At 43.6% G+C, this 11,994-nt stretch carries 10 protein-coding genes, 1 riboswitch and 1 other annotated feature; of the genes, 6 read left to right on the top strand and 4 right to left on the bottom strand.

What is annotated here, in order from left to right:
* Window positions 1-280: 280 nt before the first annotated feature.
* The 3 genes from purB to mnmA form a co-directional block, all read right to left on the bottom strand.
* The gene (purB, locus tag AB4589_RS12625) at window positions 281-1,651 is read right to left on the bottom strand and encodes an adenylosuccinate lyase (RefSeq protein WP_371707367.1); all 1,371 of its coding nucleotides are present in this window, start codon (window positions 1,649-1,651) and stop codon (window positions 281-283) included.
* A gap of 143 nt (window positions 1,652-1,794) precedes the next feature.
* Window positions 1,795-2,412 (bottom strand): high frequency lysogenization protein HflD, encoded by a 618-nt coding sequence (gene hflD, locus AB4589_RS12620; RefSeq protein ID WP_009848813.1) that lies wholly within the window; start codon window positions 2,410-2,412, stop codon window positions 1,795-1,797.
* Between the two features lie 46 nt (window positions 2,413-2,458).
* Window positions 2,459-3,595 carry a tRNA 2-thiouridine(34) synthase MnmA gene (gene mnmA, locus AB4589_RS12615; protein WP_009848812.1) on the bottom strand — a complete coding sequence of 379 codons (1,137 nt, stop codon included), beginning with the start codon at window positions 3,593-3,595 and terminating at the stop codon, window positions 2,459-2,461.
* A 203-nt stretch (window positions 3,596-3,798) separates the two neighbouring features.
* Between mnmA and AB4589_RS12610 the strand changes: the two genes are divergently transcribed.
* Window positions 3,799-4,068, top strand: coding sequence for a hypothetical protein (locus AB4589_RS12610; RefSeq protein ID WP_004734567.1), 270 nt, complete (start codon window positions 3,799-3,801; stop codon window positions 4,066-4,068).
* A gap of 102 nt (window positions 4,069-4,170) precedes the next feature.
* Window positions 4,171-5,475 (top strand): inosine/guanosine kinase, encoded by a 1,305-nt coding sequence (locus AB4589_RS12605; protein ID WP_009848810.1) that lies wholly within the window; start codon window positions 4,171-4,173, stop codon window positions 5,473-5,475.
* Window positions 5,476-5,642: 167 nt separating this feature from the next.
* Here AB4589_RS12605 and AB4589_RS12600 read toward each other — a convergent pair whose 3' ends face one another.
* Window positions 5,643-6,053, bottom strand: coding sequence for an H-NS family nucleoid-associated regulatory protein (locus tag AB4589_RS12600; RefSeq protein ID WP_012604381.1), 411 nt, complete (start codon window positions 6,051-6,053; stop codon window positions 5,643-5,645).
* A 378-nt stretch (window positions 6,054-6,431) separates the two neighbouring features.
* Window positions 6,432-6,609: riboswitch (Lysine riboswitch) on the top strand.
* 112 nt (window positions 6,610-6,721) lie between these two features.
* Here AB4589_RS12600 and AB4589_RS12595 point away from each other — a divergent pair.
* The 4 genes from AB4589_RS12595 (at window position 6,722) to hisC (ending at window position 11,958) form a co-directional block, all read left to right on the top strand.
* A complete protein-coding gene (locus AB4589_RS12595) occupies window positions 6,722-8,314 on the top strand; it encodes a Na+/H+ antiporter NhaC family protein (protein WP_029223134.1) in 1,593 nt (530 codons plus the stop codon).
* 189 nt (window positions 8,315-8,503) lie between these two features.
* Window positions 8,504-8,639, top strand: a sequence feature (His leader region).
* 53 nt (window positions 8,640-8,692) lie between these two features.
* Window positions 8,693-9,589, top strand: a complete 897-nt coding sequence (gene hisG, locus AB4589_RS12590) for an ATP phosphoribosyltransferase (RefSeq protein WP_029223133.1) — start codon at window positions 8,693-8,695, stop codon at window positions 9,587-9,589.
* Complete coding sequence (hisD, locus tag AB4589_RS12585; protein WP_017098157.1) at window positions 9,589-10,908, top strand: histidinol dehydrogenase; 1,320 nt, start codon at window positions 9,589-9,591, stop codon at window positions 10,906-10,908. The genes hisG and hisD overlap by 1 nt, the downstream gene beginning before the upstream one ends.
* Window positions 10,909-10,917: 9 nt before the next feature.
* Window positions 10,918-11,958, top strand: a complete 1,041-nt coding sequence (hisC, locus tag AB4589_RS12580; protein WP_372100686.1) for a histidinol-phosphate transaminase — start codon at window positions 10,918-10,920, stop codon at window positions 11,956-11,958.
* The last annotated feature ends 36 nt before the right edge of the window (window positions 11,959-11,994 follow it).

Raw genomic sequence — 11,994 nt, 5'->3', positions numbered from 1 at the left:
AAGTGAACGGCATTATTCCTTCGGGAGGCCTTTTTTGATCTTGGTGTTCAAGACAGTAAGTATCCGAGGGATATGTGTCTGGTGATAGAGGGTTACTGGTGATGAAGCGTTGCGATATTTATTGGTTGATATCGCACAGACTGACATGTGTATGGCAATAAGTAGGGAGTGCTTTGTGTCTTTTGTTGATGGCTCTTGTGCTGAATACACTTTGTTCTACGCAACAAAAAGGCTTCCACATGGGAAGCCTTAGTCTATTCTGTGATTCGAAATTCGAATCTTATAGCTTGTCAGTTAGCTCGATTGCTTGACCGATGTAGTTCGCTGGTGTCATCTCTTTCAGACGAACTTTCTCGTCTGCAGGGATTTCAAGGCCGTCGATGAATGCACGCATGCCTTCGCCATCTACACGTTTACCACGAGTTAGCTCTTTTAGCTTCTCGTATGGCTTCTCGATGCCGTAACGGCGCATTACTGTTTGTACTGGTTCTGCTAGTACTTCCCAGTTCTTGTCTAGTTCAGCAAGTAGCGCTTCACGGTTAACTTCTAGCTTGCTAATACCTTTCAGAGTTGAAGTGTATGCAATGATAGCGTAGCCAACACCAACACCTAGGTTACGAAGAACCGTAGAGTCAGTAAGGTCACGCTGCCAGCGAGAAACTGGAAGCTTTTGTGCAAGGTGGCTGAATACTGCGTTTGCTAGACCAAGGTTGCCTTCAGAGTTTTCGAAGTCAATTGGGTTAACTTTATGCGGCATTGTAGAAGAACCGATTTCGCCAGCAATAGTCTTCTGCTTGAAATGACCAAGAGCGATGTAGCCCCAAACGTCACGGTCGAAGTCTAGAAGGATAGTGTTGAAACGTGCAACTGCATCAAAAAGCTCAGCGATGTAATCGTGAGGTTCGATTTGAGTTGTGTACGGGTTCCAAGTTACGCCAAGAGATTCAGTGATGAACTCTTCGCTGAACTGGTGCCATTCAACTTCTGGGTATGCAGAAAGGTGTGCGTTGTAGTTACCTACAGCACCGTTGATTTTCGCTAGGATCTCAACGTTTTCGATTTGCTTGTATTGACGTTCCATACGGTACGCAACGTTAGCCATCTCTTTACCCATAGTAGAAGGAGAAGCAGGCTGACCGTGCGTACGAGACAGTAATGGAATGTCACGGTACTCGTTCGCAAGCGCTTTGATAGCATCAATTACGTTACGGATTTCTGGAAGAATCACTGTGTCACGAGCTTCTTTAAGCATAAGCGCGTGAGATGTGTTGTTGATGTCTTCAGAAGTACATGCAAAGTGAATAAATTCGTTTACAGCGTGAAGTTCAGGAACGCCAGCAACTTTCTCTTTCAAGAAGTACTCAACCGCTTTAACGTCGTGGTTAGTCGTGCGCTCGATCTCTTTGATACGTAGAGCATCTTCTTCACTGAAGTTAGCAGCTAGTTCATCAAGAAACTGGTTAGCTTCTGCACTGAACGCTGGTACTTCTTTGATTGCATCTGTAACTGCAAGCTTTTGTAACCAACGAACTTCAACGATAGAGCGGTACTTTAGTAGGCCAAACTCACTAAAGATGCTGCGTAATGCAACAGTCTTGCTTCCGTAACGGCCGTCTACTGGTGAAACAGCAGTCAATGCTGACAGTTCCATGGTGTTCTCCTGAATTGAATTTTCTAAATTTTGAGAGGTTTATACCAGTAACAATCTCAATTGTCACGCATATTGCGCAATCGTTTGCGTGAGAGTTGTGTTGGTACAAAAAACAAGCTCGCGACGAGGCGCGAGCTAATAAATCACATGCGAGCTAGCAGGATTTGAGCCTGCTCGATCATCTTCTTGCGACCGAAGATAAGGTGGCGACGTTTACCGCCAACTTGACGCCATAACACAGCGCTTCGAATTCCTGATAACAGCAGGGCACGAACCTTATGCTGGCTCGACGTCTGTTGAAGTACAGCTGGCGTACCAGAAACCTGAATACGCGGGCCGATAGGGCTCACAACATCAAGGTAGATACTGGCTAGGTTGCTGATCATTTGCTCGTCAAACAGATCAAAGTGTTCAGTTTGACGTTCTGCAGTTTGAATACGATCGCCAAGCTGAGACATAGAGTCGTTACGAGAAGATAGCTTACGCTCAAGTGCCATCAAGCTGATGATGTAGCGAGTAATATCGCTACCAGCGGGAGTACTATCGATACCTTTTACTAAGCACTCAAGGCCAAGCTTTAGGTTCGCTTCACGTCCAAAGACACCCACGGTGTTCGCTGGATTGGTATTTAAAATGGCACTGAGTGAAGCTTCGAAGGCATCTTTATCACAATGGCCGTCTTTCGCTACTTGTTGAACCAAAGCCACAGCTTGGCAAATTCCAGCGAAAGCAATAGTACGGTCATAAAGTGTATTAGCCACGTAGTAACTCCTAGTTGTCTTCTATTGTTTGTCGTTCGATTATTGGTTAGATGCGCTTTTCAATGATACCACCACCAAGACATACGTTGTCTAGGTAGAACACTGCTGATTGACCTGGGGTCACCGCAATTTGTGGTTCGTCAAAAATAACCTTAATGTTCTCATCATCAATTGGGATGATTGTACAAGGAATATCGGTCTGACGGTAACGTGTTTTTACCGTGCACGTCATAACTTCAGTAATTGGTGTGCGATTAACCCAATGAAGCTGAGAAGCGATCAAACCTTCTGATTTTAAAAGAGGGTGGTCTTTACCTTGTACCGCGATCAGAACATTACGTTTAAGATCTTTTTCACCAACAAACCATGGTTCTTCATTACCGCCGCCACCTTTGGTGCCACCGATATGCAGGCCTTTACGTTGGCCTAGTGTGTGGTACATCAAGCCTTGGTGTTGCCCAATAACTTGGCCTTCTGGTGTCTCGATGTTTCCCGGTTGAGCGGGTAGGTATTTGCCTAAGAACTCAGTGAACTTGCGCTCACCAATAAAGCAGATGCCTGTTGAATCTTTCTTTTTCGCAGTGATCAAGTCTTGCTCTTCAGCAATACGTCGTACTTCTGGCTTCTCTAATTCACCCACAGGGAATAGGCTGCGTGCCACTTGATCTGAGCTTAGCGTATAAAGGAAATAACTTTGGTCTTTATTGCCGTCTAGGCCGCGTAGCATTTCTGGCTTCGCACCAGCGTCTAGCTCTTCTTGTGTTGGGAAAGTACGACGAACATAGTGACCCATCGCGATGTAGTCTGCGTCTAATACTTCATCCGCAAACTCTAAGAATGCTTTGAATTTGATTTCTTTGTTACAAAGGATATCTGGGTTCGGTGTACGACCCGCTTTGTATTCTTCCAGAAAGTACTCGAATACATTATCCCAGTACTCTGCTGCAAAGTTGATAGTGTGAAGGTGGATACCTAACTTGTCACATACCGCTTGAGCATCAGCAAGGTCTTCAGCTGCCGTGCAGTATTCTTCGTTATCGTCTTCTTCCCAGTTTTTCATGAAAAGGCCTTCTACCTGATAGCCTTGTTGCTGAAGAAGATACGCCGATACTGACGAATCTACACCGCCGGACATACCGACAATTACTTTCTTTTCGCTGTTTCCAGAGCTGATATCTGACATGTCTAAACACCGTTACTATTACTTGGTCGCAGATTCTAACAGAAAGAGAAACACCGTGACAGATCCGAGACCGGAATCACAGTTTCATTTGCACAAATAATGCGCTGACTTCGTTAGAGAATCGCATGAACGCGAGGAGACTCGCTAGGATGTCAGATCTATATGTGGCATAGTCGCTCAAAATCCAAGAGCTGAGATAAAAAATGTCTGAACAAAATGAGTTTATGCAAGAAGAACAGTTGATCGAGATTATCGAGAACCAACTTGAAGATGGACAACCAGTAAAAGTTAAAGAGACGCTAATGCGTTTAATGATGACAGGTACACCTCGTGAAGAGGCAATTGCAGCGATGGCATGTGCACTGGCAATTGAAGTATTTGATGTAATGAAAAACGGCGCAGAGTTTAATCAGAAACGTTACGCCGAGCATTTGGGCATGCTGCCTGATCTTAGCTTTATGGAAGGCGAATAAAAAAATAGCCTAGCAAACGTTTGCTATAGTTTGAAAGATTGCCGCGTTAAATATAGCGCGGTAGAATCCGCCACCTATTTCCCCTTGACTTAGACTAGCCCTATGAAATTCCCTGGACAACGTAAATCAAAGCACTATTTTCCGGTTCACGCTCGTGACCCTTTAGTAAGCCAAGCTCAAACGAGCAAAAGAATGTCACGTACCCATATTATCGGTATTGACCAAACTTTGGTGGATATTGAAGCAAAGGTGAGTTCTGAGCTAATCGAGAAATATGGCTTAAGTAAGGGACACTCTTTGGTTATTGGTGATGAAGCTGCTGAATCTTTGTATCAAGAATTAAAAGAACAGTGCCTGATCACTAATGAATACGCAGGTGGCACGATCGGTAACACATTACACAATTACTCAGTATTGGCGGATGACCGTTCAACACTATTGGGTGTAATGAGCCAAGATATTAAAATTGGTAGCTACGGTTACCGCTATTTATGTAATACATCAAGCAGAATGGATCTGAACCATTTACAAGGGGTAGATGGCGCAATTGGTCGCTGCTTTGCATTAATTACAGAAGATGGTGAACGTACTTTCGCAATTAGCGAAGGACAAATGAACCAATTAAAACCAGAAAGCATTCCTGAGAAAATTTTCAAAAGTGCTTCTGCTTTAGTATTAACGGCGTATTTAGTTCGTTGTAAACCAGGTGACCCTATGCCTGAAGCAACAATGAAAGCTATTGAGTACGCGAAGAAATACGATGTACCTGTTGTTTTAACGCTTGGTACTAAATTCGTTATTCAAGATGATCCAGAGTTTTGGAAAGATTTCCTTGAACAACATGTAACCGTTGTTGCAATGAATGAAGACGAAGCTGAAGCATTAACGGGTGAAAGCGATCCTCTAGCTGCTTCAGACAAAGCACTAGATTGGGTAGACTTAGTTCTATGTACAGCAGGCCCTGTGGGCTTGTTTATGGCGGGTTACACAGAAGATGCAGTGAAGCGTGAAACATCATTACCGTTGTTACCAGGCTCGATTGCTGAATTTAACCGTTATGAGTTTAGTCGTCCCGCACATAAAGATTTATGTGAAAATCCAACGAAAATCTATTCGCATATCGCACCTTACATGGGCGGCCCAGAAAAGATTAAGAATACGAATGGTGCCGGTGATGCTGCGTTGTCTGCTCTATTACATGATATGGCCGCTAATAAGTACCATAAAGAAAATGTGCCTAACTCAAGTAAGCATCAGCATTCATTCTTGACGTATTCTTCGTTCTCACAAGTTTGTAAATATTCAAACCGCGCAAGTTATGAAGTATTAGTTCAGCACTCGCCACGATTATCTCGAGGCCTTCCTGAAAGAGAAGATAGTCTAGAAGAAGCGTACTGGGAAAGATAAGGCATTTTTTTGATTTATATTTCACTATTAGAAATATAAAAAAGGCTCCGAAAGGAGCCTTTTTTGTTTCTGAATATATTGAAGCCGTAAATAATACTTTAGTCGACTTAAATATTAATTCTATTGCTTAGTGGGTTATTGATTATTCACTTAGCAAACTCGATGCCTTAAAGAGCAAACTCTTCTAGAGATTTACCAGCATCTAGTTGTTCTTGGATAGCTGAAGGCGTACGGCCTTGACCTGTCCAAGTTTTCTCGTCGCCATTCGCGTCTACGTATTTGTATTTCGCAGGGCGAGGAGCACGTTTAGATTTTGTTGTTTTAGATTTTGCTTCACCAGAAAGTGCAGCAATAAGATCGGCAACATCGATTCCGTCTTTTGCAATTTGTTCTGCGATAGCAGAAAGTTTAGCTTCTTGCTCTGCTTTTGCTGCGCGTTCTTCAGCTTCAGACTCTTGACGTTCTTGTACAACAATAGTCAGCTTGTCTAGCGCTTCTTCAAGTTGCTCAAGAGTTAATTCACGTGAGAACGCACGAAGGCTACGGATATTTAATAGAGTTTTTGTTAATTCAGACATGATATTTCCCATCAAGGTAAACTAAATAATCCTCCTAATAATAAACAGAGGCTAAGAATAAAACAAATAGTATTTCTTCTATTAGTTATTTAAATAAAAAAATGAGACGAGTGCTTTAAGATGAAAAGATAGACCTCTAATGAACTTATAATAACTATTAAGAATATCTTAAAAAAAAACAGGTGAGATCTGATATGTGTTAAGTGGAGTAATCCGTAAAAGTTGACTATTCTTCTATTGATTACTTCATTAACAAAAAACTATTTTTCTCGGAATGATATGTTGCATTGTTGCTCTTGATGGGTACAATTGCGGCTACCTGATGCGGTGCTTTGGTTAATCTGTTGTTAAACTCTGGTTTACACGGTTAATAATGTTACCGCACGTAGAGGTGCAATTATAAAGAGTAGTTTTCGTTGGGGTGATGCCAATGAACGGGAATGAAAGGTGTAATTGCCGAAGTAAATTGTATATCTAAGCAATTTGCTGGGGTTGTGCTCAATAGGTACAACACTGCCATAGTCTTAATTTTAAACTATGGAGCGCTACTGTAGGGTTGGGTGAAGTGTTCACTTCCCTTTCGCTTAGTTCAACATGAGCTTGATAAGCCGTATCAAGTTTATCTGCAGTAGATCTCTAGCCAAATAAAAAACTGGTTTTTGAAGATCATGAATTTAATAGATTTTGCAACATCGCCTTTATCGCTGCTTCCTCCCTTGGTTGCCTTGACTCTTGCTATTGTTACCCGTCGTGTATTAGTTTCCTTGGGTGTCGGTATCGTCATGGGTGCGATTCTACTTGCTGACTACTCAGTAGGTAACGCAGCTAGCTACGTCTTTACTAAAGTATCTGGTGTTTTCATCGAAGATGGTGGTATTAACACTTGGAACATGAGCATCGTTGCTTTCCTAATTATCCTTGGAATGACAACGGCATTATTAACACTATCTGGCGGTACTCGCGCATTCGCTGAGTGGGCACAGTCTCGTGTTAAGAGCAAACGTGGTTCAAAACTACTTGCTGCATTTTTAGGTGTATTCATCTTTGTTGATGATTACTTCAACAGCTTAGCGGTAGGTGCCATCTCTCGCCCTGTAACTGACCGCTTCTACGTATCTCGCGCTAAGCTAGCTTATATCCTAGATTCAACTGCTGCTCCTATGTGTGTGATCATGCCGGCTTCTAGCTGGGGTGCTTACATAATCACTATCATTGGTGGCATCTTAGTGACACACGGTGTGACAGAGTATTCTGCACTGGGTGCTTACGTTCGCCTTATCCCAATGAACTTCTACGCTGTGTTCGCACTATTAATGGTGTTTGCCGTTGCGTGGTTTGGTTTAGATGTTGGCAAAATGCGCGAGCATGAGATTGAAGCCTCTCAAGGCCGTGGTTTTGAAGGTGATAATGATCAAAAGCAAGCGCACGATCTAAACGAAGAGCTAGATATTCAAGAGAGCGAAAACGGTTCTGTTTCTGATCTCGTTATGCCAATCGTAGCGTTAATCGTCGCGACGGTTGCAGCAATGCTTTACACCGGTGGCCAAGCGCTTACTGCTGATGGTCAAGCATTCAACTTGCTTGGTGCATTTGAAAATACAGATGTAGGTAAGTCTCTGGTTTACGGTGGTGTTATTGGTTTACTCGTTGCGCTAGCAACGGTATTCAAACAGAAACTGCCTATGGCTGATATCACAAGAACAATGTGGATTGGTGCAAGCTCAATGTTTGGCGCTATCCTTATCCTTGTATTTGCATGGACGATTGGTTCTGTTATTGGCGACATGAAAACAGGTTCGTACCTATCCTCTCTAGCAACAGGTAACATCGATTACCACTGGCTACCGGTTATCTTGTTCCTTCTTGCTGGCCTAATGGCGTTCTCGACAGGTACATCTTGGGGTACGTTCGGTATCATGTTACCGATTGCGGGTGACATGGCTGCTGCCTCTGACATCGCGCTAATTCTTCCTATGCTAAGTGCGGTTCTTGCGGGTTCTGTATTTGGGGATCACTGTTCTCCAATCTCGGATACAACGATTCTGTCTTCTACAGGTGCGCGTTGTAACCACATTGACCACGTATCGACTCAACTCCCTTACGCGCTGTCTGTGGCGTTCGTATCGTGTATTGGTTTTATCACCCTAGGAATGACATCATCAACTGGCATTGCATTTGGCGCAGCGTCTCTAACGTTTGTTGCGGTATGTTTTGCATTGGCTTATTTCTCTCGTTGCAAGATAGCAACATGTAAAAGCTAATCATCATTTGATTGAATAATGAGAAGGGAGGCGTTTGCCTCCCTTTTTTTGTGTTCGTTAATTTAATTTTAAATTTCGTGAAAAAAGTTCGAATAAATGGTTGAAAAAGGGTGTCAGCTTAGTTAGTGTGGAGACAAGACAGCAAACAACCTAAGAGCTGATAAGTATGCGTAAATTAGTAATGAACATTCATCACCATCATCACCCTATCTAGTCTTTCGGGGAGATTTACGTATACCCGGGAGCAAGAATTCTCCCGGAGGTTAAGTCAAAGAATTTAGATTTAAACCCTCGGGACGACAAAGTCTTCCGAGGGTTTTTTAGTTTTAGCACTTTTAAATAATCAATAAATTCAAATATTTGCACAGGGATACAGCAATGCAGACACAACGCCTAAGAATCGCAATTCAAAAGAAAGGTCGCTTAAGTAAAGAGTGCCAAGATCTACTTAAAAAATGTGGTGTGAAATTTAACATCATGGGTGAGCGCCTAGTTGTTCATTCACTAAATATGCCAATTGACTTGTTACTCGTTCGTGATGATGACATCCCAGGCCTTATCATGGATGGTGTGGTTGACCTTGGTTTTATCGGTGAGAATGAACTAGAAGAAGTTCGCCTAGACCGTGTCGCTCTAAAGGAGCCTTCAGAGTTTCGTACACTACGTCGTTTAGACTTCGGTGGTTGCCGCCTTTCTATCGCAATCAACAAAGATGAAGAATACAACGGCCCACAAGACCTAGCGGGTAAACGTATTGCGACAACTTACCCACAATTACTAAAAGCCTACATGGACGAGCAGGGTGTTGAATTCAGCGCTTGTATGCTAACTGGCTCAGTTGAAGTTGCCCCTCGCGCAGGTCTAGCAGACGCTATCGCAGATTTAGTTTCTACAGGTGCAACGCTAGAAGCAAACGGTCTAAAGGAAGCAGAGGCTATCTTCCAATCTAAAGCAACACTGATTCAACGTGTTGGTGATTTCGATGCAGACAAAACGGCATTGATTGAAAAACTACTGACTCGTATGCAGGGTGTTCAACAAGCGAAAGAGTCGAAGTACATCATGCTTCACGCACCAACGTCTCAGCTAGAGCAAATCAAAGCTCTACTACCTGGGGCTGAAGATCCTACGGTTCTTCCTCTATCTACAGACAAAGACAAAGTTGCCGTTCACCTCGTAAGTACAGAGAACTTGTTCTGGGAAACTATGGAACAGCTGAAAGAGTTGGGTGCAAGCTCGATTCTAGTATTACCAATCGAAAAAATGATGGGGTAGTGACGATGAGAACCGTTGTTTGGCAATCTTTAAGTGAATCACAGCAAGACTCGGTATTAGAGCGTCCAGCTATTACTGAAGGTGCAAACATCACTGCGACTGTTTCTGATGTTATTGCAAAAGTACGAAATGAAGGCGATGCCGCACTTAAGGAACTGACTGAAAAGTTCGATGGTGTGACTCCAGAATCTATCCGAGTTAGTTCGGGTGAGATCGAAGAGGCATGTGCTCGTCTAACACCAGAGATGAAGCAAGCGTTGGAGCAAGCTTACAGCAACATTGCTAAGTTTCACGAAGCTCAAAAGCCACAGCCAATTAAGGTTGAAACACAGCCTGGTGTTGTGTGTGAGCAGGTGACGCGCGCGATTAATACTGTTGGACTTTATATTCCGGGTGGCAGCGCGCCACTTCCGTCAACGGTTCTTATGTTAGGTGTGCCTGCTCAAATTGCGGGTTGTCGTAAGGTTGTGCTTTGCTCACCTCCGCCAATTGCTGATGAAATCTTGTATGTCGCTAATCTTTGTAAAATCGATGAGGTTTACAATGTTGGTGGTGGTCAAGCGGTTGCTGCGATGGCGTACGGGACCGAGAGCGTGGCTAAGGTTGATAAGATCTTCGGCCCAGGTAACGCTTACGTAACGGAAGCTAAACGCCAAGTAAGTAACGACTTCCGTGGCGCTGCAATTGATATGCCTGCTGGCCCGTCTGAAGTGTTAGTGATTGCAGACGAAACTGCGGATGCTGACTTCATTGCTGCTGATCTACTGAGCCAAGCTGAACACGGGCCAGATTCACAGGTTGTATTAGTAACACCATCACCAGTTATTGCCGACCAAGTAACCGATGCGGTTCAGAAGCAATTGAAAGAGCTGTCTCGTGCGAACATCGCTCAGCAAGCATTGGCTTCAAGTCTAATCATCATTGCTGAATCGATCACTCAAGCGATTGCGATTTCGAATTTCTATGGTCCTGAGCACTTGATTGTTCAGACCAAGAGTCCACGAGAATTACTGCCGTTACTAGACAATGCTGGTTCAATCTTCTTGGGTGACTGGTCTCCAGAATCTGCAGGTGACTACGCATCAGGCACAAACCACGTTCTTCCGACTTACGGCTATACCAAGACTTATTCAAGCCTAGGTTTGGCGGATTTCTCTAAGCGTATGACGGTACAAGAGTTAACAGCTGATGGCTTACAAGGCCTAGCGCCAACGGTAGTCACAATGGCGGAAGCCGAAGGTTTGGACGCACACAAACGTGCGGTGACCATCCGAGTTGAAAAATTAAATCGATTTGAACAGCTAAATAAAGCGAAATAAGGGTAGGGCATGGAAAAGTTAGCAAGAAAACAAGTTCAGGCTCTAACACCTTACTTGTCTGCAAGACGCATTGGTGGCAGCGGAGATGTATGGTTGAACGCCAACGAATCTCCGTTTGATAACGAGTACACCTTAAATCTGACTCGACTTAATCGCTACAGCGAGTGTCAGCCTAAAGAGCTAATCGATGCTTACGCTCAATATGCGGGTGTTGCACCAGAGCAAACGTTGACTACTCGTGGTGCTGACGAAGGCATTGAACTACTGATTCGTGCTTTCTGTGAGCCGAACGAAGACGCTATTCTTTACTGTCCACCCACTTACGGTATGTACGCAATCAGTGCAGAGACGATTGGTGTTGAGCGTAAAGTGGTGCCTCTGACTTCTGAATGGCAATTGGATCTTCCAGCTATTGAAGCTCAACTTGACAACGTAAAAGTGGTGTTTGTTTGTAGTCCAAATAACCCAACAGGTAACTTAGTTAACCGTAAAGACATCGTTAAACTGCTTGAAATGACACAAGACAAAGCGATTGTTGTGATGGATGAAGCGTATATCGATTTCTGCCCTGAAGCATCAACGGTGGATTTGCTTGCTCAGTATCCGAATCTAGCGATTCTTCGAACTCTCTCGAAAGCATTTGCTTTAGCGGGTTTACGTTGTGGCTTTACGCTAGCGAACAAAGAGCTTATCGATGTATTGTTAAAAGTGATTGCTCCTTATCCTGTGCCAATCCCTGTTGCTGACATTGCCGTTCAAGCACTTTCAGAGCAAGGACTAGCGCGTGCTAAGTTCCAAGTTCTGGATTTAAGTGCTAACCGAGCATATTTACAAGCAGGTCTATTAGGCATGCCTCAAGTGACGGTATTTGATGGTTGGGGTAACTACCTACTGGTTAAATTCGCGAACGGCGATGAGTTATTTAAAGCGGCTTGGGATACGGGCATCATTTTGCGTAATTCACCAATTGAAGACTGTGTTCGTATTAGTATTGGTAATCGCGAAGAGTGCGAAAAGACACTTGGATTCATTCGTAACTTTTATCAGTAACGAAAGGTTTACCAGTAATAACATTTGCCAGTTTGA

The organism is Vibrio sp. 10N.222.49.A3, from assembly GCF_041475145.1.
Lineage (GTDB): Bacteria > Pseudomonadota > Gammaproteobacteria > Enterobacterales > Vibrionaceae > Vibrio > Vibrio tasmaniensis_A.
Note: the sequence above shows the minus strand (reverse complement) of the source record. Positions and strands in the feature narration are given on the sequence as shown.

Bases quoted from the DNA above. Each gene is read 5' to 3' on its own strand.
- purB (WP_371707367.1), bottom strand. From the start codon at position 1,651: ATGGAACTGTCAGCATTGACTGCTGTTTCACCAGTAGACGGCCGTTAC.
- mnmA (WP_009848812.1), bottom strand. From the start codon at position 3,595: ATGTCAGATATCAGCTCTGGAAACAGCGAAAAGAAAGTAATTGTCGGT.
- AB4589_RS12610 (WP_004734567.1), top strand. From the start codon at position 3,799: ATGTCTGAACAAAATGAGTTTATGCAAGAAGAACAGTTGATCGAGATT.
- AB4589_RS12605 (WP_009848810.1), top strand. From the start codon at position 4,171: ATGAAATTCCCTGGACAACGTAAATCAAAGCACTATTTTCCGGTTCAC.
- AB4589_RS12600 (WP_012604381.1), bottom strand. From the start codon at position 6,053: ATGTCTGAATTAACAAAAACTCTATTAAATATCCGTAGCCTTCGTGCG.
- AB4589_RS12595 (WP_029223134.1), top strand. From the start codon at position 6,722: ATGAATTTAATAGATTTTGCAACATCGCCTTTATCGCTGCTTCCTCCC.
- hisG (WP_029223133.1), top strand. From the start codon at position 8,693: ATGCAGACACAACGCCTAAGAATCGCAATTCAAAAGAAAGGTCGCTTA.
- hisC (WP_372100686.1), top strand. From the start codon at position 10,918: ATGGAAAAGTTAGCAAGAAAACAAGTTCAGGCTCTAACACCTTACTTG.